The organism is Microbacterium sp. Leaf151 (assembly GCF_001424225.1).
Classification (GTDB): domain Bacteria; phylum Actinomycetota; class Actinomycetes; order Actinomycetales; family Microbacteriaceae; genus Microbacterium.
This window is the reverse complement of the sequence record NZ_LMOR01000002.1, coordinates 240,316-266,092: the sequence shown is the minus strand read 5'-3', so window position 1 is coordinate 266,092 and position 25,777 is coordinate 240,316. Positions and strand designations below refer to the sequence as shown.

The following is a 25,777-nucleotide window of genomic DNA, read 5'->3' as shown; positions in this document are numbered from 1 at the left end:
CTTCAGCTTACGGGCGCGGCCTCGTCCGGGGCGGCGGCGCGGACGGCCGCACGATCGCCCACGCGCTGCCCGACCACGGCTGACACGCCGTCCTGGCGCATCGAGACGCCGTACAGCGCGTCGGCGATCTCCATCGTGCGCTTCTGGTGGGTGATGACGATGAGCTGACTGCTCGCGCGCAGCTTCTCGAACACGCCGAGAAGACGCCCGAGGTTCGCGTCGTCGAGGGCCGCTTCGACCTCGTCGAGGATGTAGAACGGGCTCGGCCGCGCGGTGAAGATCGAGGTCAGGAACGCCACCGCCGCGAGCGACCGCTCGCCGCCGGACAGGAGCGACAGTCGCTCGATCTTCTTCCCCACGGGGCGCACGGCGACCTCGATGCCGGTGGTCAACGGCGAGTCGGGGTCGGTGAGCGAGATGCTGCCCGAGCCCCCCGGGAAGAGGATGGGGAAGATCTCGGTGAACGCGACGCGGGTGTCCTCGAACGCGGCGACGAAGATGGTCTGCATCCGTTCGTCGAGGTCGGCGATGATCGTCTGCAGATCTGCGCGGGTCTGCTGCAGATCGGCGAGTTGTTCGGTGAGGAAGGCGTGCCGCTGCTCGAGGGCCGCGAACTCCTCCAGCGCGAGCGGGTTGACCCGGCCCAGCTGCGACAGCTTGCGCTCGGCATCCTGGAGCCGACGCTTCTGAGCCGCGCGATCGAACGGGTCGCCGTCACCGTCCCGTTCGACGGGAACGAGCTGATCGGGGCCGTACTCTGCGACGAGCACGTCTTCATCGAGCGCCAGCTCGGACTGAACGCGCTCCAGCAGGCTCGTGACGTGGAGCTTCTTCTCGTGCATCTGCAGTTCGAGGCCGTGCACGCTCTCGGTGAGGCGCGCAAGACGCTCCCGCACGGCCGCTTCATCGGCGCGGGCGCGTGCCAGTTCTTCGGTGATCGCGGTGCGCGCCGACTCCGCTGCCGCGAGCTCGACCCGCGCCTGGCTGACGGAACGGTCGACCGAGTCGAGAAGCGCGGGAAGGTGACTCGCGACCTCCGCGGCGACCTCGCGTTGGGCGCGCCGGAGCACCGCGCGACGGGCGGCCTCCGCCGCGGCCGCACGTTCGCGCTCGCGCTGCTGCTCGAGCTGGACGATGCGGGCCTCCCCCGCCCGCACGCGCTCCTTCAGCGCCTCGATGTCCAGACGCGCTCGCATCTCCGTCTCGCGCGCGGCGTCGACCTCGGCGGCCATGCCCTCGCGCGCCGAGGCGTCGAGCAGAGGGCGCGGCGCCTCGAGTGCGCGCTCGAGCGCGTCGTCGGCACGACGAGCGACGTCTTCGGCCTCGGCCACCGCGGTCTCCGTCTGAGCGAGACCCGCGGCGAGGCGATCGCATTCGGCGACCGCCGCCTCGTGCCGCACCGTGACGCGGTTGACCCTCTCGGCGTGGGCCGCCAGCGCGGCGTCGTGGGCGCGCAGAGTCGACAGCGACTCTTTGGTGCGGTGTCGGGCGTCGGTGAGCGCGCGCTGCTCGTCGGTGAGGGCCTCGCGCAGGGAATCGGCGATGACGACGATCTCATCGAGCCGTACGGCTGCCGCATCGCGCTCGGCGGCGAGCTCCAGCCGCGACCGTCCCGACCCCGACCCGGCCCGGAGCGTCCGGGCCGTCGCGACCTCCCCGGCTCGGGTGACGACGGTGACCTCGGACGGCAGCGACGCCTGCACCTCGCGGACGGTGGCGAGGTCGTCGACGATCACCGTCCGCGTCAGGATGCCGAGCACCCCCGGCGACGCGATGACAACCTCGGTCGCGGGAACGGCCCCCGCCATCCCCGTCGCCGCGTCCGCCGGGGATCCGTCGGGTGCCGCAGCGCCGGCGATGACGATCTCGACGACGCCGAGGTCACCCTCGCGCGCGTCACGCGCGGCGGAGAAGGCCGCCGCGGCATCGTCCACGAGCAGTCCCTCGGCCAGCGATCCCAGGGCCGCGGCGATGGCCGCCTCGTATCCCGCGGTGACCTTGACATCGTCGCCCACGAGGCCGCGCACGCCCCGTCCGCCGACGGCGAGCAGGTCGGCTGCCGCGTTGCGCAGGTCGAGGGCACGGCCGAGCGCGGTCGTCTGCGCGCTGAGGGCGTCGCGCTCGCGCTCGGCGGCGTGGAGGCGTTCGCGCAGTCCGGCGACCTTCGACTCGACGTCGTTCGCATCGCGCTGAGCCCGGTCGTAGGCCGCGGCGTGCTCGTCGGTGGATGCCTCCGGCACCACGTCGGGGTCGAGTTCGGCGCGGGCCCGTTCGGCATCGGCCCGACGGGTGAGGGCCGCATCGAGCGCCCGCTGCTGCCTGTCGACACCGGCCCGGACCGCCGCGAGGGCGGAGTTCGCGGCATCCGCCGTGCCGCGGAGCGCCTGGATCTTCAGGTCGTGCTCGGAAACGAGGGCGCTCTGCGCGGCGATGTCGACATCGAGGGCATCGAGGTCGGCGCGTGCGCGCGTGACGGCGCGGGCGGCCTCGGCCGCGGCATCCTGCGCATCGCCGAGACCCGCGGCGATGTCGTCGATCTCGGCCCGGACGTCGTCGATGGTGCTCTGCGACACGGTCGGGGCGAAGCCTGGGGTATCGGAGCCGTCGTCGGTCAAAAGGGTGAGGCGCTGACCGGCCAGGGAGTACAGGCCGCGCAGGCGCTCCTGCACCTGTTCGAGACCGAACGAGACGCTGCGCGCGCGGTCGACGGCCTCCGAGCGCTGATCGTTCTCGAGCCGCTCGACGCGCCGGCGCAGACCATCGGCCTGTTCCTGTAGACCGAGGCGCTCGGTGTGCCGCTCGCTCTCGGCGCGGGCGGCATCGGCCAGCTGCGTGCGCAGCCGCACGAGGTCGTCGGCGTAGAGTCGCGCCTTCGCATCCCGGACGACGGCGGCGATGGTCGCGGCTTCCCGCGCGATCTCCGCCTGCTTTCCGAGGGGCTTCAACTGTCGGCGCAACTCGCCGGCGAGATCGCTGAGGCGGGTGAGATTGGTCTCCATCGCCTCGAGCTTGCGTACGGTCTTCTCTTTGCGGCGCCGGTGCTTCAGGATGCCGGCGGCCTCTTCGATGAAGCCGCGGCGGTCCTCGGCGGTCGCCTGCAGCACCGTGTCGAGCCGGCCCTGACCGATGATGACGTGCATCTCGCGACCGAGGCCCGAGTCGCTCAGCAGCTCCTGCACGTCGAGCAAGCGGCACGTCTGACCGTTTATGGCGTACTCGCTGGCGCCGGTGCGGAACAGCGTCCGGCTGATGGTGACCTCGCTGTAGTCGATCGGCAGCGCACCGTCGCCGTTGTCGATCGTGAGCTGAACCTCGGCGCGCCCGAGCGGGCCGCGGGTCGAGGTACCGGCGAAGATGACGTCCTCCATCTTTCCGCCGCGCAGGGTCTTGGCGCCTTGTTCCCCCATCACCCACGCGAGAGCGTCGACGACGTTGGATTTGCCCGATCCGTTCGGCCCGACGATGCAGGTCACACCGGGTTCGAGCGCGAAGGTCGTCGACTGGGCGAAGGACTTGAAGCCTTTGAGCGTCACGCTTTTCAGATGCATGTCACCCGCCTTCCCGCCCGGTCGAATCCTCGCCTCACGCTAGTCGAGGATCCGCGGAAAACCGCGGCGGCGGGCCGCGCTCACCTTCACGACGCGCCCGGACGTCGACCGATTCTGGGAAATCGCTTGACCTTCGGTGACGACCTCCGCTAGCGTCGGGGGTCGCAACCGACGTCGAAAGGAGGTCACACCATGATTCGCATCACGACCGGCTTCACCGCCACCGGCTTCATCGCCGCCCCCGTGCTGTCCGCACCCGCCATTGGAGTGACCACCGCCGTCGGCATGCCCCATCTCCAGGGCTGACCCCGTCGCGTAGAGACGCCCCGCGTCTCCGCTTCCCGCGAGCACACCGCTGCTCGCCCGGATCTCCACGATCCTGCTACGCGCTCGTCGCGTCCCTCACTCGCTTTCGCCTCCACGGAGCCTCCGCATGAACGCCCTGTTCGCGCGCGCGCCGCAGCATGCCTCGGCCGCGCTCCCTCCCACCCCGTCCACGATCACGATCGACACCGCCACCGACCAGCCGCTCGGCCTGCTCGACCGGCTGTCGCTGCGCCTCGGCCTGTGGCTGCTCACGCGTCACGCCGCTCGCAGCCGAACGCTCGCGCACCGTGCCGACCAGGCGCACCGTCGCCGCGCAGCCGACGCCGAACGCGCCGCGCGTGAACGCGCCTGGCACCGCACGGCCGCCCTCATCCGGCCGCCGCAGTGATCCCGTGGGGCCGACCGCACCCGGCCGGCCCCACCCCACGACATCTCTTCCGAACCGAAAGCACCCACATGTACTCCCTTCCCGCCGGCCTTGAGCTGCGGCCCCTTCACATCCCGGCATCCATCGACGACGACGATGCCGCCGACTTCCGCGAGATGGTGCGCCTGCGCAACCTCGTCTACGAGGAGATCTCCGGACACGACGACGAGTCGATGCCCGCCGATGAACTGCTCCCCCTGTTCCAGCCCCGGCCGGAGGTGAAGCGGTTCTCGTGGATCGCCGTGTTCCACGGCGAGGTCGTCGGTCGCGCGGGCCTCGACCTCCCGCAGGAGGACGGCGCCCGCACCGGGTCGTACCTCATCGAACTACGCCGGTCCGCGTGGGGTCAGGGCATCGGTCGCGCCGCCTTCGCCATGATCGAGCCCCTCGCCCGCGCCCACGGACGCACGGTCCTGCAGTCGTGGGCGGCGCACCCTGCCGCCGAGGGACCGCAGTTGGCGGCACCCACGGGGTTCGGCGCCGTGCCGAAGGATCACTCGGCGCGGTTCCTGCTGGCATCCGGCTGCACGCTCGAGCAGATCGTGCGCGTGAGCACGCTCGATCTCGCCGACGCACGCCCACGCCTCGGCGCCCTCCTCGCCGAGGCCGAGGCCGCGGCGGCCGGGTATCGCGTGGTGCAGTGGACGCTGCCCACGCCCGACGAGTTCGTCGACTCCTTCGCCTGGATGAAGTCGCGCATGGCGACGGACGCGCCGTCCGCCGACCTGGACGTCGACGAAGAGGTGTGGGATGCTGCTCGGCTCCGTCGCCACGAGGCCACGTACCTCGACGCGGGTCGCCACATGCTGGTGACCGCGGCGCAGCACGTGGACTCGGGAGAGCTCGCCGCGTTCAACGAGCTCGTCATCGGCAAGGACCGCACGGCGGTGACGGGGCAGGAGGACACCCTCGTGGTGGCCTCCCATCGCGGACACCGCCTGGGCCTGCTGGTCAAGTGCGCCGGCCTCCTCGCGTGGCGCGACGTCGCCCCCGACTCGCCGCGCGTGATCACCTACAACGCGGAGGAGAACCGCCCGATGCTCTCGATTAACGAGCGGGTGGGCTTCACCCCGATCTCGTACGAGGGCGTGTGGCAGAAGAACCTCTCCTGACCCCACGGCGCGAGTCGTCAGGCCACGTCGCCCGGGACCGTCCCCGACGCCGCATTCGGGCGACTCGTGCGGTCGGTCCCGGGCGCGGGCCGGGGATCAGCGCCGCTTCTGGCAGTACGGGCAGAAATGGCTCGAGCGGTTCATGAACGACACGCGCACGATCGGGCGCCCGCACCGGGGGCACGGCTGACCCGTGCGCCCATAGGCGTTGAGCGAGTGGGCGAAGTATCCGGCCTGGCCGTTGACGTTCACGTACTGCGCATCGAAGCTCGTGCCCCCCTCGGCCAACGCCTTCTCGAGCACCGCCCGCACCTCGCCGAGCAAGCGGTTCACCGATCGAGTGGGCAGATCGGAGCCCGGCGTCTCGGGGTGGATACGCGACGCCCACAACGATTCGTCGGCGTAGATGTTGCCGATACCGCTGGCGACCGTCTGGTCCAGGAGCACGCGTTTGATCCCTGACGCCGTGCGGCCCAGCCTCGCGCGGAATCGTGCCGCGTCGAAAGCCAGATCGAGCGGATCGCGACCGATGTGCGCCACCTGCGACGGCACACGCGCCAGGTCGGACCCGCGTCCGCCCGCGGCGCCGTCGGGCGTGTCCACGAGCTCGTCGAGCGCGAGCGAGCCGAAGGTGCGCTGGTCGGCGAAGACGACCGACAGCGGTCCGTGCACGGGATGCTCGAGTTCGATGCGGATGCGCTCGTGACGTTCTTCCGGAGCGCCGGGGACGCGCAGGAGCATCTGCCCGCTCATCCCCAGGTGCGTGACGATCGCTTCGTCGCCGGCCACCGGCATCCACAGGAACTTGCCCCGACGGACGGCGGCGGCGATCCGCCGGCCCGTCAGTTCAGCCTCGAAGTGGGCCGCTCCCCCGGTGTGCCGCGTCAACGCGCGCTCGTCGCGCACGTCGACGGACGTGATCAGCGCCCCGGCGACGGCGGGCTCGAGGCCGGCGCGCACGACCTCGACCTCGGGGAGCTCAGGCACGGGTGTCGAGCTCGCGCCACGCCGTGAGGGCGGCGGCCATCTCGGCCTGCTTCTTGCTCGATCCGCTTCCCGTCGTGGCGAGCTCGCCGACGGTGACCGTGGCCGTGAAACGACGGTCGTGATCGGGGCCGGTGGCATCCACCGTGTACACCGGTGCGAGCAGCCCCAACCGGGCGGCGATTTCCTGCAGGCTCGTCTTGGGGTCCATCGCGGCGCCGTAGCGTTCGGGGTCGGCGAGCAGCGGCTCGACCATTCGCAGCACCATGGCTGTCGCCGCCTCAGGACCCGCCGACAGGAAGGTCGCTCCGATGAGCGCCTCCATCGTGTCGGCGAGAATCGAGTCCTTGTCGCGCCCGCCGGTGAGGATCTCACCGCGGCCGAGGCGCACGAATGCCCCGAGCCCGATTCTGCGGGCCACCTCGGCGAGGGCGACGGTCGACACGACGCTGGCGCGACGCTTGGCGAGGCCCCCCTCTTCGAGCTCCGGATGCCGTGTGAATAGACGCACCGTGACGGCCTGCCCGAGCACCGAGTCGCCGAGGAACTCCAGGCGCTCGTTGTGCGGGATGCCGCCGTTCTCGTAGGCGTACGAGCGGTGCGTCAGGGCAAGAGAAAGAAGCTCGGGGTCGATGTCGACCCCGAGCTTCTCAGTGAGCGCAGCGCGCTCGACGTTGTTACGCGTCATGAATCGCCGATCAGACGTCGGCGACCTTGCGGCCCTTGTACTCGAGGAAGAGCTCGGTGCCCTGCGAGTCGGTGACGACCTTCGCCTGGTGAGGGCGGCTGTAGACGACCTTGCCGTTCTCGATGGTCTTGACCAGCGTGGGGGCCTCGGCCTTCCACTGCGCGCGACGCGAGCGGGTGTTGGAGCGGGAGACCTTCCGCTTCGGGGGGTTACCTGCCATGACTAGCTCTTCTCTGTCTTGGGGGCGGCGCGGAGCGCATCGCCGTCGTCTGGGGTGTACTGCTGGAGCGCAGCCCATCGGTTGTCGACAGGCGTCTGCTCCGTGTCGCCGGTGTTTTTCGTCAGCCTCTCGCCCGTGTTCGGGTCGAGCCCGGGGCAGTCCGGCTGACACACCGGCTGGAACGGAAGCGACAGGACAATGGCATCCCGGACCAGATTTTCAAGATCCACGTGGTCGTCTTGAACGTCGAAGTCACTCGCTTCGTGCCCAGGATACGCGAAAAGTTCCTGGAACTCGACTTCGACAGGCTCGTCGATGTCGATGAGGCAGCGTCCGCACACGCCCGTGGCGGTGGTGTCGACGGTGCCCGAGACGAGAATCCCCTCGTGCACCGACTCCAGCCGCACCTCGAGTTCGAGGATCTCGCCCTCGGGGATCGACAGCAGGCCCTCCCCCCATTTCTCGGGGGTGGGGAGGTCGAGGCTGTGCTCGCGCATCTCACCGGGATGGTGCTCGATGTCGCGGACGGGGAGTTGGAAGGGGCCGGGTCGACGGGTTCTCACGGTCGTCCATGCTACCCGCGCGCCCCTGGGCGAGGGCCGGCGGCACGAGCAGCGGTGCGGCGTCGCACGAGCGAACACGCATAAACGCTTTTTGCGCGCAGAAACACGACGAGCGCGTGTTTCTGCGCAGAGATCGCGTTTACGCGTGGAAGGCGGACCACCTCGCACCCGCGGGCGGGGGGGGGTCAGATGCCGCGGGCGCCGGTGTCGAGGTAGCGCGCGACGGCGGGCGGGACGTAGGGCGACACGTCTCCACCGAGGCCGGCCACCTGTCGCACGAGCGAACTCGACACGAGGGCGTGGGAGGGATCGGGCAGCAGGAACACCGTCTCGACGTGTGCGAGGTCGCGGTTGACGATCGCCATCGGGGTCTCGTACGCGACGTCGACCTGCGAACGGATGCCCTTCACCAGCACTTTCGCCCCCACATCGGTGGCGTAGTCGACGAGGAGGCCCACGCTCCACGCCGCGATGATCACGTCTCCTTCGACACCCGCCTCCGAGATCGACTGCTCGAGCAGACGTTGGCGCTCGGCGATGGGCAGCATCGCCTCTTTGCCGGGGTTGTGCACGACGAGCACGTGCAGCTGGTCGAAGAGGCCGGCGGCACGACGGATAACGTCGAGGTGACCGAGCGTGGGCGGGTCGAACGAGCCGGGGACGACGGCGATCCGGGGATCCATGCCGTCAGCCTATCGACGCGACGCGACGGAGAGCCCGGCGTTCAGGACTTCGCCAGCGCGGCACGCTCTTCGACGCCCACGCGGCGTTCGAGGGCGGCGGCGAGTCCGGGATGCCGCACCAGCGCGGGGTCGTCGGCGAGGAGGCGCTCCCCCTCGGCGCGCGCCTCGGTGATGAGGTCGGCGTCGGTCACCACCCGCAGCAGACGCAGCGACGATCGGGCGCCCGATTGCGCTCCGCCGAGGACATCGCCCTCGCCGCGGAGTTCGAGGTCGACCTCGGCGAGGGCGAAGCCGTCGAGGGTGGATGCCACGGCTTCGACCCGCGAACGGGACGACGTGCCGGGGGCGGCCTCGGTCACGAGCAAGCAGAGGCCCGGGACCCCGCCACGACCGACGCGGCCGCGCAACTGGTGCAGCTGCGAGACGCCGAAGCGGTCGGCCTCGAGGATGACCATCGTCGAGGCGTTCGGCACGTCGACCCCGACCTCGATCACGGTCGTCGCCACGAGCACGTCGATGTCGCCGCGGGCGAACGCCTGCATGACGGCGTCCTTCTCATCGGACGGCATCTTGCCGTGCAGGATCTGCACGCGGATGCCGGCGAAGCCCGGAAGCCGCGAGATCAGCGCCTCGACCTGCACGACGCCCCACCGCGTCCGGCTGCTCTCCCCCGCCGCGGGGGCTGCCCCGTCGGGCGCGTCGGCGGGTTCGTCGGTCTTGTCGTCGGTCGCGAGCTGTTCGGCGTCGATGGCCGCGCACACGACGAACGCTTGGCGGCCCTGCGCGACCTCTTCCGCCACGCGGTCCCACACCCGCGCGAACCAGCTCGGCTTCTCGGCCAGCGGCGCGACGAACGATTGGATGCCGGCGCGCCCGGCCGGCATCGTGCGGATCGTGGAGACGTCGAGGTCGCCGAACACCGTCATGGCGACCGTGCGCGGAATGGGCGTCGCCGTGAGCACGAGCGTGTGCGGAGAGTCGCCCTTGGAACGCAGCGCCTCGCGCTGGTCGACGCCGAAGCGGTGCTGCTCGTCGACGACGACGAACCCGAGGTCGGCGAAGGTCGTTGTGGCGCTCAGGAGCGCGTGCGTGCCGACGACGATCCGCGCCTGCCCCGACGCCACACGCAATGCCGCCCGGCGTCGCTCGGCCGCGGGCATCTGCCCCGTCAGCAGCGTCGGCATGAGCTCCGGCGCGAGTTCGGGACCGAGCATGCGCGCGATCGAGCGGAGGTGCTGACCGGCGAGCACCTCGGTGGGGGCGATCAGGGCGGACTGCCCTCCCGACTCGGCCACCTGCATCATCGCCCGCAGAGCGACGAGCGTCTTACCGGAACCCACCTCGCCCTGCACGAGACGGTTCATGGGCCAGTCGCCCGTGAGGTCGGCGGCCAGTTGCGCTCCGACGTTCTGCTGGTCGGGAGTCAGGTCGAAGGGAAGGATCGCGTCGAATCGCTCGAGCAGACCGCCCGGCGCTGCGGGTCGCTTCGTCGCCGAGAGCGCACGGACGAACTGACGCTGCTGCAACAGTGCCGTCTGGAGCACGAAGGCTTCGTGCATGCGCAGGGTCGCCACCGCCGGAGGGATGTCGTCGTCGTTCTCGGGTCGGTGGATGCTCTCGAGCGCCGCACGAGCGGGGAGGAGTCCCCGCCGGGTACGGAGGTCGTCGGGGAGCGGGTCGTCGACGTCGCCGAGTGCGTCGAGGACGACGGCGATCGTCTTCTGTACGAGCGTGCTGGGAACGGAGCTGGTGGCGGGATAGATGGGGATGGGCCTCTTCGCCGTCACCTCGGCCTCGGCGCGGGCTTCGGCGATGTCGTCGAACAGCTCGTAGTCGGGGTTCGTCAGCTGGGTCTGCCGCCGGTACTCGCCGACCTTGCCCGAGAAGATGCCCCGCCGTCCGGGAGTGAGGTCTTTCAGTCGCCAGGGCTGGTTGAAGAACGTCAGCGACATGCGCCCGTCGCCGTCGCTGATCACGACCTCGAGGAGCGAGCCGCGTCGGTTCTGCATGCGACGCTCCGAGGCGCTGACGACCTCGGCGACGATCGTGACGGGTTCGCCTAGCGGCAGCGAGGCGATCGGGGTGAGCTCGCCGCGCCGGGCGTAGCGGCGCGGGTAGTGCTCGAGCAGCTCACCCACGGTCTTCATGCCGAATGCGCGGTCGAACGCCGACGCCGTCTTGCCGCCCACGGCGCCGTCGAGCCGGGAGGCGAGCGAGAGACCGGGCATGCTGACGAGTCTAGGCAGGGCGCCCGACATCGCCGCCCGACCTCGCGCGGCGCGAGCCGGCTGTGGCACGTCCTCCCACCGTGAGACTGAATGACGCTGACGAAGCGACTGCAACCTGCAACCGACTTGTCGGCGAGATGCAGTCTCGCGGATGGGCCCGACGGCCGCACCGAATGCCCCGCTGCCAGGACCGACAGCATCCGCGACCCTAGGCTGGACCGGTGACGCGCATCATCTCCGGCCGAGCGGGCGGCACCGTTCTCGACGTCCCGCCGAAGGGCACCCGCCCGACGAGCGACCGAGTGCGCGAGTCGCTGTTCGGAGCACTCGAGTCGGCGGGCGTCCTCGACGACGCCCGGGTCGCCGACCTCTTCGCGGGCTCCGGAGCGCTGGGATTGGAGAGCCTCAGCCGCGGTGCCGCCTCCGCCGACCTCGTCGAGCTGTCGGCCCCGGCCGCCGCACTGATCCGCAAGAACGCCGAGCGGGTGCGCGCCGCGGGCGTCGCCGCCCCGGCGCGGGTTCACCGCGCGAACGTCACCACCTATCTGGCGGCATCCGCCGACGAGTGGGACCTGGTGTTCCTCGATCCGCCCTACGACATCGCCGACCACGACCTCGCGAAGGCCCTCGTCGCCCTCGCGCCCCACCTGAGCCCGGATGCCGTCGTCATCGTCGAGCGCGCGAAGCGGTCCGCGGCGCCCGACTGGGCTCTTGCCGGTCTGGTGCCCGAGCGCGATCGCAACTACGGCGACACCACGATGTGGTGGGGACGACCTCGCCTGTGAGCGGCGCCGACCCCCGGCGGCACCCGAGTCAGCCCCGACCGGCGTCCCAGTCCCGGTAAGGGTCCCACCCGGCGCGGCCCGTCCACGCCGCGCCGTCCACCTCGATCGCCGCCGCTCCGCGCTGCTGCACGCTCCCGATGCGTCGACCGAGGGTCTCGGCATCCGGGGGGAAGGTCACCAAGAAGCCGTGGTCCTCTCCCCCGCCGAGCGCCCGCGCGGGGTCATCGCCGAGGGCGCTCGAGTCGATGGCGATGGTCACGCCCGACGCGTCAGCGAGGCGTGTCGCGTCCAGTGCGAGGCCGTCCGAGACGTCCATCATCGCGGTGGCTCCGGATGCCGCCGCCCTCAACGCCTCGTCCAGCGGCGGGCGCGGGGCGAGCTGGCTCGACAGCGCCTTCGCGTCGGCGGGGTCGAGGGCGGCACGCGCCTCGTCCGTGAGGGCGACGGGGGCGCCGTCGGTATCCACGAACCTCTCGAACAGCACGTCGAGGCCCCGGGCCGCCTCGCCGAGCTCCCCGATGACGTAGACGCCGTCGCCGACCCGGGCACCCGACCGGCGCACGGGGGCGCGACCGTCGAGACTGCCGAGGGCGGTGACGGCGATCGTCAGCGTGTCCGAGACGGTGAGGTCGCCACCCTCGACGGCGCAGTCGGGTGCCAGCTCCGCGCAGGCAGCCGCGAGGCCGTCCGCGAATCCGCGCACGAACGCGAGGGGCGTCGTATCGGGCATGGCCAACGCCACGAGCAGGGCGATCGGCCGGGCCCCCATCGCGGCGACGTCGGCGAGGTTGACCGCCGCCGCCTTGAAACCGAGGTCGAACGGCGACGACCACGCCAGTCGGAAGTCGGGGCCGTGCACCAGCGTGTCGGTGCTGGCGACGACCCGACCGTCGGGAACGGCCAGCACAGCGGCGTCGTCACCCGGGCCGACCGGGGCGCTGGAGGGCGGAAGGCGGTCGAGGATGCCCCGTAGGATCTGCCCCTCGGACAGCTCCCCCACGGTTGTTTCACGGTCGGGCTCGGCGTCGGTCACTCCCCCACGCTATTAGCCTGGACGGGTGCCCCGCTCCTCCCGCTCCCTCGCACTCCTCGCCGTCCTCGCCCTGGTTCCAGGGCTCGCGGCGTGCAGCACCACGGTGGCGATGGAACCCGCGAAGCTCGCCAACGACCCCGCGTGCGCCTCGGTGATCTCGCGTCTGCCGGAGAGCATCTCGGGCCAGGAACGCCGCTGGACCGACGCGCAGGCGACGGGTGCCTGGGGCGATCCGGCATCCATTCTGATGACCTGCGGTCTCGAACCCCCGGCGCCGTCGACACTGCCGTGCCGCTCGTTCGACGGCGTGGACTGGCTCGTCGACGAGTCGCAGGCCGCCGACAAGCTCTTCACCCTGACGACATACGGTCGCGAGCCCGCGATCCAGGTGTTCCTGAACCAGGGCACCGCGAGCAGCGGCGACGTCGCCCAGGCGCTCGGGCCCCTCATCCGCGAGTACCTGCAGCCGACGGGTTCGGTCTGCACCGCGGCATCCGACGTGGCGGCCTCGCCTGCGCCGACGCCGTAGCCGTAGCCGTAGCCGCCGAGCGAATGCCGCGGGCCGTCGTGGAGCGGGTGCCGCGGTCCCCGTCATGGGGCGGATGCCACGGGCCCCGTCTTCGAGCGGATGCCACGAGCACAACGGCGGGGCTGCCCGTCGACACGCCGCCACCCGGCATCCGTCCACGGCGTGTCGCCCACTTCACCCGTCATTGTGCACCGCACGTAACTGCGACGGGGCGACGGGCCTCAGGCCTTCTCGAGCGCGGCGTCGAGCAGGTCGCTGATGAGGTCGGGGTACGAGAGCCCCGAGGCGATCCAGCACGTGGGGAACATCGAGATCGGCGTGAACCCCGGCATGGTGTTGACCTCGTTCACGTAGAACTCGGTTCCGGTGTAGAAGAAGTCGACACGCGCGAGGCCCTGCCCGCCGATCGCCTCGAACGCCGTCGCGGCAATGCGCTGCATCTCGGCGAGTTCGCCCTCGGCGAGCTCGGCTGGGCACACGAGGTCGACTCCCGGAGCGTCCAGATACTTCGCCTCGAAGTCGTAGAACTCCCGCCCCGTCACGACGATCTCGCCGGCGACGCTCACGCGAACCGGTCCCCCGTCGCGCCCGGGCAGCACACCGCACTCGAGCTCGCGCCCGACGATCGCCTGCTCGACGAGTGCGAGGCGGTCTTCGGCGAAGGCCGTGTCGAGAGCGGCGTCCAGGTCTTCCCACCGCGATACCTTCGTCACGCCCACGCTCGAACCCGCCTCATTGGGCTTGACGAACACCGGCAGGTCGAGGGCGCGCATGCGGCGCTCCCACAGCGCGCGGTCGCGCGCGAGGTCGGCGCGGGTCACCGCGACCCACGGCACCACCGGCACGTTCGCGGAGCGGAGCACCTGCTTCGTGACGTTCTTGCTCATGCCGATCGCCGACATGAGCACGCCGCCGCCGGCGTACGGGATGCCGAGCAGCTCGAGCAGGCCCTGCACCGTTCCGTCTTCCCCGAAGCGGCCGTGGAGGATCGGCAGCACGACGTCGACGTCTCCGAGCGACCGCGTGCCCTCGGCATCCGTCACCGTCCACTCGCGCGTCAGCGTCGAGTCGGGAAGTCGCACGCGGGAGCCGTTGTCGACCACCTCGGGCAGAGCCTCGGGGCGCAGGGCGAACTTGTCGGGATCGTCGTCTTCGAGCACGAAGGCGCCCTCGCGCGTGATGCCGACCGGGATCACCCGGAAGCGGTCACGGTCGATCGCCCGCAGCACCCCGCCCGCCGTGGCGGAACTGATCGAATGCTCGCTGGAGCGCCCGCCGAAGAGCACTACCACCACCGGTTTGGTCATTCTGCGTCCTCTCGCCCTGCGGCTGGTCGTCGTCTGTCGTCAGGTGCGGCGCGATGTCGCGCGGGTCCATGGTGCCGTCGAGCACCATCTTCACCTGCTGCACGATGGGCATGTCGACGCCGACCTGCTTCGCGAGCTGGAGCACGGGGGCCACGGATGCCAAGCCCTCGGCTGTCTGCTGCATCTGGGCCACGACTTCTTTGTAGCCGTACCCCTGGCCGAGCAGTCGCCCGGCGGTGTTGTTACGACTGAGCGGCGACTGGCACGTGGCGATGAGGTCGCCGAGACCGGCGAGACCCTGCAGCGTCTCGGGCTTCGCACCCTGCGCCACGGCGAAATCCGTCATCTCGACGAGCCCGCGCGTGATGATCGAGGCTTTGGTGTTCTCGCCGTAGCCGACGCCGTCGACGATTCCGATCGCGACGGCGATGAGGTTCTTCAGCACTCCGCCGAATTCGGTACCGATCACGTCGGTGTTGACGAACGAGCGGAAGTACCGGTTGCGCGCGCGCCGGGCCACCGCTTCGGCGGTCTCGGGGCTCAGCGAGCTGATGACGGCCGCCGTGGGCTGCTCGCGCGCGATCTCGAGGGCGAGGTTGGGGCCGGATGCCACCGCGATCCGCGCCGGGTCGCACTGCAGAACCTGCTCGATGACCTGGCTCATGCGCAGGCCCGTCGACTTCTCGACGCCCTTCATGAGCGAGACGATCGGCACGTCGGTGTGTTCGACGAACGGCTTGATCGCGGCGAGGTTCTCGCGCAGCGACTGGCTCGGCACAGACAGGTAGATCTGCTCGGCGCCGCGCAGCGCTTCGGCGAGGTCGGTGGTGGCCGTCATGGTCCGCGGCAGATTGATGCCCGCGAGGTACCGGCTGTTGCGCTTGGACTCGGTGATCTCGGCGGCCAGCTCCGGGCGGCGTGCCCACATGACGACTGAGGCTCCGCCGTCGGCGAGGATCTTGCCGAACGTCGTGCCCCAGCTGCCGGCGCCGATGACGGCGACCTTGGGTCCCGCCGCGGGAACGACGTTCTTACGGCTCAAGGCGCCCCGTCTCGTTCTGCCCGTGCTTCGACGGGTCCCAGCGTTCGGTCGGTGCGGGAAGACCCCGGATGCCGCCGAGCATGTCGGCGACACGGTTCATCATCGTGTCGGTCGCCTTGACCAGCGTCGAAGGCTGTGTCGGCGTCGCCGCGTGCTCGGCCAAGTCGAGCGCGGGTCCGAACTCCACGATCACGTGGGAGCGCCGGGGGAACTTCAGCTTCCCGTAGCGCGGCAGGATCTGCTGCACGCCCCACTGCGCCATCGGGATGAGCGGGAGACCGCCCGCCAGGGCGAGGCGTACAGCGCCGGTCTTGCCGCGCATCGGCCACAGGTCGGGGTCCCGGGTCAGCGTGCCCTCGGCGTAGACGATGACTCCCCGACCGTCGCGCGCGATCTGCTCGGCGGCCTTCATCGACTGGTTGGCCCCCGACGACGCGCGCGGAACGGGAACCATGCCGGTGGCCTTCAGCGCCGCACCCAGCACGGGGACACGGAAGAGGCTCTCTTTCGCCATGAACCGGGGGGCGCGGCCGAGTCGCCACACGGCGACGGCCACGACGAGCGGGTCGAACTCGGAATTGTGGTTCGGCGCCAGCACATAGGCCCCCTCGCGGGGCAGGTTCTCGGCGCCGCGGATCTCGATCCGGGCGAAGAGCCCCACCGCGGGCACGATGATCGCCGCGAGCGGCCAGAAGACGCTCGGGCGACTCGTCTCGGGGGTCGCGGTCGCCGACCTCATCCCGCGACGTCGAAATCGGCGTCGAGGGCGGTGAGCTTCTCGAGGAACTTCTCGTAACCGCGGCGGATGATGCCGATGTTGCGCACCGTCGACTCGCCCTGCGCGGCGAGGGCCGCGATGACGTAGCTGTACCCGCCGCGGAGGTCGGGCACCTCGACGTCGGCCGCGTGCAGGGGCGTGGGTCCGTTGATGACGGCGGCCTGCTCGAGGTCGCGGCGAGGAACGCGACGGTCGGCGCTGTGGAGTCCCTTCGGGTGCACGACGATGTCGGCGCCCATCTTGTTCAGGGCCTCGGTGAAACCGAGGCGGTTCTCGTACACCGTCTCGTGCACGACGGAGGTGCCCGACGCCTGGGTGAGGGCGACGATGAGCGGCTGCTGCCAGTCGGTCATGAAGCCGGGGTGCACGTCGGTCTCGACCATCACGGGCTTGAGCGCGTCACCGCGACGGAACAGGATCCCGTCTTCGCGGACGTCGAACCACCCGCCGGCCTTGCGGAAGACGTTGAGGAAGGTCAGCATGTCCTGCTGGCGGGCGCCCTTGGCGAAGATCTCACCGTCGGTGGCAAGGGCAGCGCACGCCCACGAGGCGGCCTCGTTGCGGTCGAAGATCGCGCGGTGGTCGTAGCCGTCGAGACGCTCGACGCCCTCGATGAAGATGACGCGGTTGGGCTCGTACGAGATGATCGCGCCCATCTTCTGCAGCACCGCGATGAGATCCATGATCTCGGGCTCGATGGCGGCGTTGCGGAGCTCCGTCACGCCCTTCGCGCGCACGGCCGTCAGCAGCACCTGCTCCGTCGCGCCGACGCTCGGGTACGGCAGCGTGATGTTCGCACCGTGCAGCCCGTTCGGGGCCGTGATGCGGATGCCCTCGTAGCTCTTGTCGACGACCGCACCGAAGGCGCGCAGCGCGTCCATGTGGAAGTTGATCGGTCGGTCGCCGATGCGGCATCCACCGAGGTCGGGGATGAGCGCCTCGCCGAGCAGGTGCAGCAACGGCCCGCAGAAAAGGATGGGGATGCGCGAGGCACCCGCGTGCGCGTCGATCTCCTCGAAGTGCGCGGCGACCGCGCCGGAGGGGTCGAGGTGGAGTGTGCCCTCTTCGTCGCCCTCGGTCACGGTCACGCCGTGCACCTCGAGGAGCGAACGCACGACCTTGACGTCGCTGATCATGGGGACGTCGCGCAGCGTGCTCGTGGTGTCGCCGAGCAGCGCCGCCACCATCGCCTTCGTGACGAGGTTCTTCGCCCCCTTGACCTCGACGGTGCCGCGCAGCGGGCGACCGCCGCGGATCGTGAGGGTCTCGGCCTCCTCCCAGTCCGGCTGCCCGGGAATGCGGTCTCCGGAATCGGTGACGAGTGTGCTCATAGGGGGGTGGACCTCACTTCGTTGACGAGGGGCGGCGAGTCGACCCGATCGGGTCGATCGGGCTCAGCGGACCGGGAGGGTCCGCGGCCGCCATGCCTCGCGGCGCGCCTCGAACTGCGTGATCTTGTCTTCGTCACGCAGCGTGAGCCCGATGTCGTCGAGCCCTTCGAGAAGCCGCCACCTAGTGTAATCGTCGATGTCGAACGAGACCTGGAGATCGCCGACGGTCGCCGTCTTGGCCTGCAGATCGACGGTCATCTCGATGCCGGGCTGCGCCTCGATCACCGCCCAGATGCGTTCGAGGTCGTCTTCGCTGATCACGCCGGTGACGAGGCCCTGCTTGCCGGAGTTGCCGCGGAAGATGTCAGCGAACTTCGGGCTCAGCACCACCTGGAAGCCGTAATCGCGCAGCGCCCAGACGGCGTGCTCTCGGCTGGAGCCGGTGCCGAAGTCGGGACCGGCGACGAGGACGGATGCCGAGCGGTAGGCGTCCTGGTTGAGGATGAAGTCGGGGTCCTGGCGCCAGTTGGCGAAGAGGGCGTCGTCGAAGCCGGTCTTGGTGACGCGCTTGAGGAAGACCGCCGGGATGATCTGGTCGGTGTCGACGGCCGAGCGCTTCAGCGGGGCGGCGACACCGGTGTGGGTGCTGAACTTCTCCATGTCAGGCCTCCGCCCCGGTCGAAACGGTCTCGTCGGCGCGGGCGGCACCGCCGGTGATCAGGGTGCCGTCGCTCGAGATCGGGTCGAGGTCGGCGGGGCTCGACAGGGTGCCGCGGACAGCCGTGGCCGCCGCGACCAGCGGCGACACCAGGTGCGTGCGTCCGCCCTTGCCCTGCCGTCCTTCGAAGTTGCGGTTCGAGGTGGAGGCACAGCGCTCCCCCGGTGCGAGCTGGTCGGGGTTCATCCCCAGGCACATCGAGCACCCGGCGAAGCGCCACTCCGCACCGAAGTCGACGAACACCTTGTCGAGTCCCTCGGCCTCGGCCTCGAGGCGCACACGGGCCGAGCCCGGCACGACCATGACGCGCACGTTCTCGGCCTTGGTGCGGCCCTGGATGACGGAGGCGAACGCACGGAGGTCTTCGATGCGGCTGTTGGTGCACGAGCCCATGAACACGGCATCCACCGGGATGTCTTTCATCGGGGTGCCGGCGGCGAGGTCCATGTACTCCAGCGCCCGCTCAGCGGCGGCACGCTCGTTGGGGTCGGCGAAGTCGGCCGGGGTGGGCACGACGTCCGACAGCGAGACGCCCTGGCCGGGGTTCGTCCCCCAGGTGACGAACGGCTCCAGGTCGGCTGCGTCGAGGAAGACCTCGGCGTCGTAGACGGCGCCCTCGTCGCTCGGCAGGGTGCGCCAGTAGGCGACGGCGTCGTCCCAGTCCTGGCCCTGCGGGGCGTGCGGCTTGTCTTTGACGTAGGCGAAGGTCGTGTCGTCGGGGGCGATCATGCCCGCGCGGGCGCCCGCCTCGATCGACATGTTGCACATCGTCATGCGCCCCTCCATCGAGAGGGAGCGGATCGCGCTGCCGCGGAACTCGAGCACGTAGCCCTGGCCGCCGTTCGCGCCGATCTTGGCGATGATCGCGAGGATGATGTCCTTCGCGGTGACGCCGGGCTTGAGGTCGCCCTCCACCGTGATGGCCATCGTCTTGAAGGGCTTCAACGGCAGGGTCTGCGTGGCGAGCACGTGTTCGACCTCGCTCGTGCCGATCCCGAACGCCATGGCGCCGAACGCGCCGTGCGTGGAGGTGTGCGAGTCGCCGCAGACGACGGTGATGCCCGGCATAGTGAGCCCGAGCTGGGGACCCACGACGTGGACGATGCCCTGCTCTTTGTCGCCGAGCGAGTGGATGCGCACGTCGAACTCGGCGGCGTTGCGGCGCAGCGTCTCGATCTGCGTGCGGCTGGTGAGGTCGGCGATCGGCTTGTCGATGTCGAGCGTGGGGGTGTTGTGGTCTTCGGTCGCGATCGTCAGATCGAGCCGGCGCACGGGGCGCCCCTCGGCGCGCAGACCATCGAACGCCTGGGGGCTCGTGACCTCGTGCACGAGGTGCAGGTCGATGTAGATGAGGTCGGGCTGACCGTTCTCGCCCTTGACGACGAGGTGGTCGTCCCAGACCTTCTCGGCCAGGGTGCGAGGGTTCTCGGGAATGGTGCTCATGTTTGCGTTTCTCCTCGGGAGGGGTGTGAGGCCCGCGACGAACTCCGCGACGAGAAAGGCCTAGAACAAGGTCTCGTCGCGGCCGCTAAGGAGGAGGCCGGCGATCCGCACCTCGTCACGATACCACCGGGCCGGTCGGCAGCTCCCGCGTAACACGACGCCGCATGTTTGGACGTTGCGCGCACTCGCGTGCGAGCCTGGGCCGACCCGTAGGAAGGAGCGTGCCCCATGGCCGCAGACGCCGAAACCGGATTCTCGACACGACAGGTGCACGCCGGCTCCGCCACCGCTCCCGCCACCCCGCGGGCGATGCCGATCTACCTGACCGCCGGGTTCACGTTCCGCGACCTCGACGAGTCGGCCGCGCACTTCGGCGCGGGCACCGGCTTCGGTTACACCCGCACCGGCAACCCCACCGTGCACGCGGTCGAGGAGCGTCTCGCCTCGATCGAGGGCGGCGATCAGGCCGTGCTCGTCTCCAGCGGCCAGGCCGCGGTGACCGTGGCGCTGCTGGCCCTGGCCGGTGCCGGCGATCACGTCGTCGTCTCGGAGCACATCTACGAGGGAACGCGCGGACTGCTCCTCGACAACCTCGTGCGACTGGGCATCGAGACGACCTTCGTCGACACGTCCGACCTCGACGCCTGGCGGGATGCCATCACCCCGCGCACGAGGGCGTTCTTCGCCGAGACGCTCTCCAACGCCCGCAACGACGTGCTCGACGTTGCGGCGATCTCGGCGATCGGTCGGGAGCACGGCATCCCTCTCGTGGTCGACAGCACCTTCACGACGCCGTACCTGCTGCGGCCGATCGAGCACGGCGCCGCCGTCGTCGTGCACTCGGCGAGCAAATTCCTCGCGGGCCAGGGGGCGGTGCTGGGCGGTGTCATCGTCGACGACGGCCGCTTCGACGCCGCGGCATCCGGTCACCGCTTCACCCACCTCGTGCAGACCGATCGCCTGGGCGGCGCCAGCTACGCCGAGAAGCACGGGGCCCGCGCCCGAGGCGCCTACATCCGCGAGAGTGTCGCCCCGCGCTTCGGTCCCGCGCCCTCGCCGCTGAACGCCTTCCTCATCGGTCAAGGCATCGAGACGCTGAGCCTGCGGGTGGAGCGCCAATCGCAGAATGCGCTGACCGTGGCGCGGTGGCTCGAGGGGCGCCCCGAGGTGGAGCGCGTCGATTACGTCGGCCTCGAGTCGCACCCCCACCACGAGCTGGGGCGGCATTACCTCACGCGCGGGAGCGGCTCGGTCTTCACGGTGACCCTGAGCGGCGGTCTGGAAGCCGCGCGGCACGTCGTGCAGTCGGTGAAGCTCATCACGCACATGACCCATCTCGGCGACGTGCGCTCGCTCGTGCTGCACCCGCAGAGCACCTCGCACTCGGCGCGCACCGTCGAGGAGCGCGAGCGCGCGGGCGTCTTCCCCGGCACGATCCGCCTGTCGATCGGCATCGAGGACATCGACGACATCCTCGCCGATCTGGATCAGGCGCTGGTGGGTGTGCCCGCCCTCGAGCGCGAGACGGTCGTGCTGTGACCCGCCTCCAGCACTTCGGCTGGTTCCTCGCGCGCGGCTTCGGACCGCACGGATGGGGCCACCCGTACCTGCGGTGGAACCATCGTTGGACCGAGCCGGGTCTGTACCAGGACTCCGCCCGCACGCTCGAGCAGGCCGGTTTCGACCTGCTGATCATCGAGGACGCCCCCTCGCTCGGCAGCGCCGAGACCATCGACCTGCGCGTGCGCCACGCGTTCGGCGGCCCGAAGCACGACCCGCTCCTGCTCGCGCCGTACCTGTTCGCGGCGACCCGGCACCTCGGCGTCGTTCCCACGGTGAACCCCGCGGCGTATCTGCCGTACACGGCCGCCCGTCAATTCGCGACGCTGCAGCACCTCAGCGGGCACCGCCTCGGCCTGAACGTCGTGACCGACACGGGCAGCGCGCGACACTTCTCGTCCGCGCCGCAGCTCGGACATGACGCGGCGTACGACCGGGCCGAGGAGTGGCTCGGCGGCATCCGGGATCTCTGGCGCAGCTGGGGCGAGGGCGCCCTCGTCGCCGACGAGGAATCCGGCGTCTACGCCGACGGAACGAGATTGGATGCCACCCGCCACCGCGGCGAGTACTACGGCTTCGATGGCCCGCTGAACGCCGTGCCGTTCACCGACGGCGAGCCGGCCGTCGTTTCTCCGGGCGGGTCGGGCCGCGGACTGTCGTTCGCCGGGCACAACTCCGACGTGCAGCTGGCGCTGGCCCCGCTCGACGAGGCCAGCATCCGCGGTTACCGGGCGCGCATCCACGACGCCGCCGTCGCCGCCGGGCGCACCCCCTCCGACATCAAGATCCTCTTCGCGATCCAGCCGGTGATCGTGTCGTCGCCGGAGGAGGCCGACCGCCTGGTCGCGGCATCCGCCGATCCCTCGGAGGAGGCACTGGTCGCCATCGCCCGAAAGCAGTCGAGCGATCTCGAGACCGACCTCACGGGACTCGACCTCGACAGGCCCCTCGACCGGTCGATCTTCGGTGAACACGTGTCGGAGGGCAGCATCAAGCGCCTCGTCGGGAAGCACGAACCCGACGCGCCGCTGCGGGCCATCCTCGCCGCGCACGCGCGCCTCGGGCGCCTGAACGACGGCACCGGGTTCGTGGGCACGGCCGACGAATTCGCGGACCGCATCGAAGAACTCGGCACGTGGGGCAACGACGGCGTGCTGCTGTGGGGCGACCTCCACCCGGTCACCGTTCACCGCGTGCTCGACGATCTGGTGCCGATCCTGCGGCGGCGCGGGATCCTCCGCGAGGAGTACGTCGACGGCGGCCTGCAGGCGAATTTGCGCGCGTTCTAGGTTCCGGATGCCGTGGTTTCGACGTCCCACGCGGCGCGGTGCGCACCGCGGACGGGCTCTGAGACCGACAGTGACCCGGCTGGCTGAGCCTGTCGAAGCCGCCCGGGACCGCAGGGCCCCGGACCTTCGACGGGCTCAGGGTCCTTCCGTACCTCGCCCTCCTGGGGCACCGCTCGTCAGTCGCGGTCGGGGTGCTCCACCGTCGAGGGGGTGCCCTTCTCGTCGGCGACCTCGGCCGCGGCATCCTGTGCGCCGACGGCCGCGGGCTCGCGACGGGCGGCGATCAGGCTGGCGACCGTCGCGACAGCCATCGACAGGATGATCACGGCGAGCGAGACCCACGTCGAGATCTCCGGCGCCCACTCGATCGACTCGCCGCCGTTGAGGAACGGCAGTTCGTTGACGTGCATCGCGTGCAGGATCAGCTTCACGCCGATGAAGGCCAGGATGAAGGCGATGCCGTAGTGCAGGTACTTCAGGCGGTCGAGCAGGTCGCCGAGCAGGAAGTACAGCTGACGCAGACCCATCAGGGCGAAGAGGTTCGCGGTGAAGACGATGAACGGGCTCTGGGTGATGCCGAAGATCGCGGGGATGGAGTCGATCGCGAACAACAGGTCGGTGACGCCGATCGCGACGAAGACGATGATCATCGGCGTGAACAGCTTCTTGCCGTTGATACGCGTGATGACCTTCTTGCCGTCGTACGCGTCGCTCATCGGCAGGACGCGACGCAGCGTCCGCACGATGAGGTTCTCTTTCTGCGTGTCGTCGTCGTGATCGCCGCCGGGGAACGCCTGCCGGATCGCGGTGTAGATCAGGAACAGACCGAACAGGTAGAAGATCGGGCTGAAGTTCTCGATGATCGTCGCGCCGACCAGGATGAACGCGCCGCGCAGCACCAGCGCGATGATGATGCCCACCATCAGCACCTCCTGCTGATACCGGCGGGGCACCGCGAACTGCCCCATGATCAGCACGAAGACGAACAGATTGTCGATCGACAGGCTGTACTCCGTCAGCCAGCCGGCGACGAACTGCCCCGCCACCTCTCCCCCGGCGACGATCCACATCACGCCCGCGAAGATGAGAGCGAGGGTGACGTAGAACACCACCCACAGGGTGGATTCCTTCGGCGAGGGGATGTGCGGGCGCTTCAGGATGATCAGCAGGTCCGCGACCAGGATCAGTACGAGCACCACCAGGGTGATCGTCTGGAAGAGCGGGTCGAGCTGCAGCTCCATCGCAGGGCCTTTCGTCGGGGGAAACGCTCGAGTTTATCGACCCGACGGGGCGGTCCGTCGGCTTATGTAACTACTTCGCCCGTTGCGGACGTCGCGCCCGTGCCCTCCCGCTGCGCGCCGCCGTTGCAGTCGACCGTCGACAGCGCCGATGGAACCGGCGTGAGACGATCCGCCGCGGCGAGACACTTCTCAGTGAGAGAGTGCTCACGACAGCCCGCCCGAGGAGTGGAACGGATGCCATGACCGACGACGTGATCGACGACAGGGCGCTGGTCGCGCGCGCGGCCGGCGGCTCCGAGGGAGCGTTCCGCGAGCTGTACCGCGCGTACGTGCGCCCGGTGTACTGGGTGGCGTTCGGACTCGTCGGCGATGCCACCGATGCGGAAGACATCGTGCAGGACACCTTCGTGGTCGCCTGGAAGAAGATCCCCTCCCTGCGCCTCGAGGGCGCGTCGCTGCTGCCGTGGCTGGCGACGGTGTGCCGGTTCCAGGCGCAGAACCGTCTGCGCGCCCGGCGCCGGCACGGCTCGCACACGCAGCTCGACGAGCAGATCCCCGCCGCCGTCGACGTCGAGGCGCAGGTCGTCGAGGCACAGACGGTGGCGGCCATCCTCGCCGCCGTGGAGCGGTTGAGCGAGCTGGATCGCGAGATCTTCCGGCTGTGCGCCGCCGAGGGCTACGGCTACGAGGCCGCGGCGGCGTCGCTGGGCGTGTCGCACGGTGCGGTGCGAAACCGCCTCTCCCGCATCCGTTCCCGGGTGCGTGCCAGCGCGATGGAGACGGAGACGCCATGACCACCCCCGCACTGCCCTCACTGTCCGCCGAGCGAGTGGATGCCATGGAGTTCGCCGTTCTCGGACGGATCGCCGATGAGCGCCACCGCGTGCGACGCCGTCGCCGCAACGTCTGGACGGGTGTCGGTGCCGCCGCTGCGGTCGTCGTGGTCGCGGCCGTGGTCGGTCCGGCGTTGACGTCGACGCAGGGAGCCGGCGGGTCGACCGTGATCGGTGCGAGCGGGGCGGAGAGCGCGCCGGACTTCGCGGGGCAGTCCGACCAGGGCAGCGTCGAAGCCGTCCCGGGGCAGGATGCTGCCGGTTCCAGCGCGCTGCCCGAAGCATCTGCGTCGCGCGACGCAGCAACGCGCGACATCGTCGCCACCGGCTCCAGCACGGTCGAGGTCGACGACGTGCCCGCGGCGATCGATGCGGTCACCTCGGCCGCGGCCGCGGTCGGCGGTTACGTCGAGTCGTCGCAGCTCGGTGGCGGCATGGTCGGGATCCCGATCGACGGTTCCGCGGCGACGCCTGCCACGGCATCCTCCGGCTGGATCACCGTGCGCGTCCCTGCCGAGTCGCTGACCTCTGTCATGGACGGCCTTCGCGACATCGGAGACGTGACGGCGACCAGCGTGAACCGCTCGGACGTGACCGAGCAGACCGTCGACCTGCGTGCGCGGGTCGCCGCCGGTGAGGCATCCGTCGCGCGTCTGACGGAGCTCATGGGTCAGGCGGCATCGGTCGCCGACCTCATCACCGCCGAGTCGGCGCTGGCCGAACGGCAGGCTCAGCTCGACAGCGACCGGCAGGTGCTGCAGTCGATCGAGTCGCAGGTGGCCCTGTCGTCGCTGAGTGTGCAGCTGACCGAGCGCTCGGCATCCGTCACCGCCGACCCCGCCGGCTTCGGCGACGGCCTCGGCGCTGGCTGGAACGGTCTCGTCGCGACGCTGAACGGGGTCGTCATCGGCGTGGGGTTCTTGCTGCCGTGGATCGTGGTGGCCGGGCTCGCGTGGGCTGTGGTGTGGGGCGTACGGCGTGCGGTGCGGCGGCGGCGCGCGGCGCGCGGACGCTGACCTCGGCTCGGAATGGTGCGTTCGCGCCGACAGGGCAGCGGACAGCGCTGACGGCGCATGAGGCTCAGGGCGGCGCGCCCGATCAAACATCG

General features: G+C 70.3%; 23 protein-coding genes. 8 read left to right on the top strand and 15 right to left on the bottom strand.

The window, feature by feature from the left end:
- Positions 1–2: 2 nt before the first annotated feature.
- Positions 3–3,548: a chromosome segregation protein SMC gene (gene smc, locus ASF76_RS05295; protein ID WP_055954089.1), complete on the bottom strand. Its 3,546-nt coding sequence runs from the start codon at positions 3,546–3,548 to the stop codon at positions 3–5.
- 433 nt (positions 3,549–3,981) lie between these two features.
- Here smc and ASF76_RS05290 point away from each other — a divergent pair, with 433 nt between their 5' ends.
- On the top strand, positions 3,982–4,263 hold the full coding sequence (locus tag ASF76_RS05290; RefSeq protein WP_055954086.1) for a hypothetical protein: 282 nt from the start codon (positions 3,982–3,984) through the stop codon (positions 4,261–4,263).
- Positions 4,264–4,331: 68 nt separating this feature from the next.
- Positions 4,332–5,414, top strand: coding sequence for a GNAT family N-acetyltransferase (locus ASF76_RS05285; RefSeq protein WP_055954083.1), 1,083 nt, complete (start codon positions 4,332–4,334; stop codon positions 5,412–5,414).
- Positions 5,415–5,510: 96 nt separating this feature from the next.
- Here the strand turns inward: ASF76_RS05285 and mutM are convergent, their stop codons facing one another.
- The 6 genes from mutM to ASF76_RS05255 all read right to left on the bottom strand — a co-directional run bounded on the left by mutM (position 5,511) and on the right by ASF76_RS05255 (position 10,780).
- Positions 5,511–6,401, bottom strand: a complete 891-nt coding sequence (gene mutM / locus ASF76_RS05280; RefSeq protein ID WP_055954080.1) for a bifunctional DNA-formamidopyrimidine glycosylase/DNA-(apurinic or apyrimidinic site) lyase — start codon at positions 6,399–6,401, stop codon at positions 5,511–5,513.
- Complete coding sequence (rnc, locus tag ASF76_RS05275) at positions 6,394–7,086, bottom strand: ribonuclease III (protein ID WP_055954077.1); 693 nt, start codon at positions 7,084–7,086, stop codon at positions 6,394–6,396. Before rnc ends, mutM begins: the two co-directional genes overlap by 8 nt.
- Before the next feature lie 10 nt (positions 7,087–7,096).
- Positions 7,097–7,306 carry a 50S ribosomal protein L32 gene (gene rpmF / locus ASF76_RS05270; RefSeq protein ID WP_019179169.1) on the bottom strand — a complete coding sequence of 70 codons (210 nt, stop codon included), beginning with the start codon at positions 7,304–7,306 and terminating at the stop codon, positions 7,097–7,099.
- Between the two features lie 2 nt (positions 7,307–7,308).
- On the bottom strand, positions 7,309–7,803 hold the full coding sequence (locus tag ASF76_RS05265; RefSeq protein ID WP_055954074.1) for a YceD family protein: 495 nt from the start codon (positions 7,801–7,803) through the stop codon (positions 7,309–7,311).
- Between the two features lie 251 nt (positions 7,804–8,054).
- Positions 8,055–8,552, bottom strand: coding sequence for a pantetheine-phosphate adenylyltransferase (gene coaD, locus ASF76_RS05260; protein ID WP_055954072.1), 498 nt, complete (start codon positions 8,550–8,552; stop codon positions 8,055–8,057).
- Between the two features lie 41 nt (positions 8,553–8,593).
- Positions 8,594–10,780, bottom strand: coding sequence for an ATP-dependent DNA helicase RecG (locus ASF76_RS05255; RefSeq protein WP_055954068.1), 2,187 nt, complete (start codon positions 10,778–10,780; stop codon positions 8,594–8,596).
- Positions 10,781–11,001: 221 nt separating this feature from the next.
- Between ASF76_RS05255 and rsmD the strand changes: the two genes are divergently transcribed.
- On the top strand, positions 11,002–11,565 hold the full coding sequence (gene rsmD / locus ASF76_RS05250) for a 16S rRNA (guanine(966)-N(2))-methyltransferase RsmD (RefSeq protein ID WP_055954065.1): 564 nt from the start codon (positions 11,002–11,004) through the stop codon (positions 11,563–11,565).
- Between the two features lie 28 nt (positions 11,566–11,593).
- On the opposite strand, the gene thiL is transcribed toward rsmD, so the two are convergent.
- Positions 11,594–12,598 carry a thiamine-phosphate kinase gene (gene thiL, locus ASF76_RS05245; protein WP_055954061.1) on the bottom strand — a complete coding sequence of 335 codons (1,005 nt, stop codon included), beginning with the start codon at positions 12,596–12,598 and terminating at the stop codon, positions 11,594–11,596.
- A 25-nt stretch (positions 12,599–12,623) separates the two neighbouring features.
- On the opposite strand from thiL, the gene ASF76_RS05240 reads away from it, so the two are divergent.
- On the top strand, positions 12,624–13,127 hold the full coding sequence (locus tag ASF76_RS05240) for a DUF3515 family protein (protein WP_055954057.1): 504 nt from the start codon (positions 12,624–12,626) through the stop codon (positions 13,125–13,127).
- 221 nt (positions 13,128–13,348) lie between these two features.
- Here the strand turns inward: ASF76_RS05240 and ASF76_RS05235 are convergent, their stop codons facing one another.
- The 6 genes from ASF76_RS05235 to leuC form a co-directional block, all read right to left on the bottom strand.
- On the bottom strand, positions 13,349–14,434 hold the full coding sequence (locus tag ASF76_RS05235; RefSeq protein ID WP_082484882.1) for a D-alanine--D-alanine ligase family protein: 1,086 nt from the start codon (positions 14,432–14,434) through the stop codon (positions 13,349–13,351).
- A complete protein-coding gene (locus ASF76_RS05230; RefSeq protein WP_055954050.1) occupies positions 14,334–15,476 on the bottom strand; it encodes an NAD(P)H-dependent glycerol-3-phosphate dehydrogenase in 1,143 nt (380 codons plus the stop codon). Before ASF76_RS05230 ends, ASF76_RS05235 begins: the two co-directional genes overlap by 101 nt.
- Positions 15,466–16,215, bottom strand: a complete 750-nt coding sequence (locus tag ASF76_RS05225) for a lysophospholipid acyltransferase family protein (RefSeq protein ID WP_055954047.1) — start codon at positions 16,213–16,215, stop codon at positions 15,466–15,468. Before ASF76_RS05225 ends, ASF76_RS05230 begins: the two co-directional genes overlap by 11 nt.
- On the bottom strand, positions 16,212–17,585 hold the full coding sequence (gene murA, locus ASF76_RS05220; protein ID WP_055954044.1) for a UDP-N-acetylglucosamine 1-carboxyvinyltransferase: 1,374 nt from the start codon (positions 17,583–17,585) through the stop codon (positions 16,212–16,214). The genes ASF76_RS05225 and murA overlap by 4 nt, the downstream gene beginning before the upstream one ends.
- Positions 17,586–17,648: 63 nt before the next feature.
- Positions 17,649–18,245 (bottom strand): 3-isopropylmalate dehydratase small subunit, encoded by a 597-nt coding sequence (gene leuD, locus ASF76_RS05215; RefSeq protein WP_055954042.1) that lies wholly within the window; start codon positions 18,243–18,245, stop codon positions 17,649–17,651.
- 1 nt (position 18,246) lies between these two features.
- A complete protein-coding gene (gene leuC / locus ASF76_RS05210) occupies positions 18,247–19,746 on the bottom strand; it encodes a 3-isopropylmalate dehydratase large subunit (protein ID WP_055954039.1) in 1,500 nt (499 codons plus the stop codon).
- 228 nt (positions 19,747–19,974) lie between these two features.
- Here leuC and ASF76_RS05205 point away from each other — a divergent pair, with 228 nt between their 5' ends.
- Positions 19,975–21,285 (top strand): O-acetylhomoserine aminocarboxypropyltransferase/cysteine synthase family protein, encoded by a 1,311-nt coding sequence (locus tag ASF76_RS05205; RefSeq protein ID WP_055954035.1) that lies wholly within the window; start codon positions 19,975–19,977, stop codon positions 21,283–21,285.
- Positions 21,282–22,595 carry an LLM class flavin-dependent oxidoreductase gene (locus ASF76_RS05200; RefSeq protein ID WP_055954032.1) on the top strand — a complete coding sequence of 438 codons (1,314 nt, stop codon included), beginning with the start codon at positions 21,282–21,284 and terminating at the stop codon, positions 22,593–22,595. The genes ASF76_RS05205 and ASF76_RS05200 overlap by 4 nt, the downstream gene beginning before the upstream one ends.
- 176 nt (positions 22,596–22,771) lie before the next feature.
- Here ASF76_RS05200 and ASF76_RS05195 read toward each other — a convergent pair whose 3' ends face one another.
- On the bottom strand, positions 22,772–23,836 hold the full coding sequence (locus ASF76_RS05195) for a TerC family protein (RefSeq protein WP_055954029.1): 1,065 nt from the start codon (positions 23,834–23,836) through the stop codon (positions 22,772–22,774).
- A gap of 239 nt (positions 23,837–24,075) precedes the next feature.
- Between ASF76_RS05195 and ASF76_RS05190 the strand changes: the two genes are divergently transcribed.
- Both ASF76_RS05190 and ASF76_RS05185 read left to right on the top strand, forming a co-directional pair.
- Positions 24,076–24,630, top strand: a complete 555-nt coding sequence (locus ASF76_RS05190) for an RNA polymerase sigma factor (RefSeq protein ID WP_055954026.1) — start codon at positions 24,076–24,078, stop codon at positions 24,628–24,630.
- Positions 24,627–25,685 carry a DUF4349 domain-containing protein gene (locus tag ASF76_RS05185; protein WP_055954023.1) on the top strand — a complete coding sequence of 353 codons (1,059 nt, stop codon included), beginning with the start codon at positions 24,627–24,629 and terminating at the stop codon, positions 25,683–25,685. The genes ASF76_RS05190 and ASF76_RS05185 overlap by 4 nt, the downstream gene beginning before the upstream one ends.
- Positions 25,686–25,777: the final 92 nt, after the last annotated feature.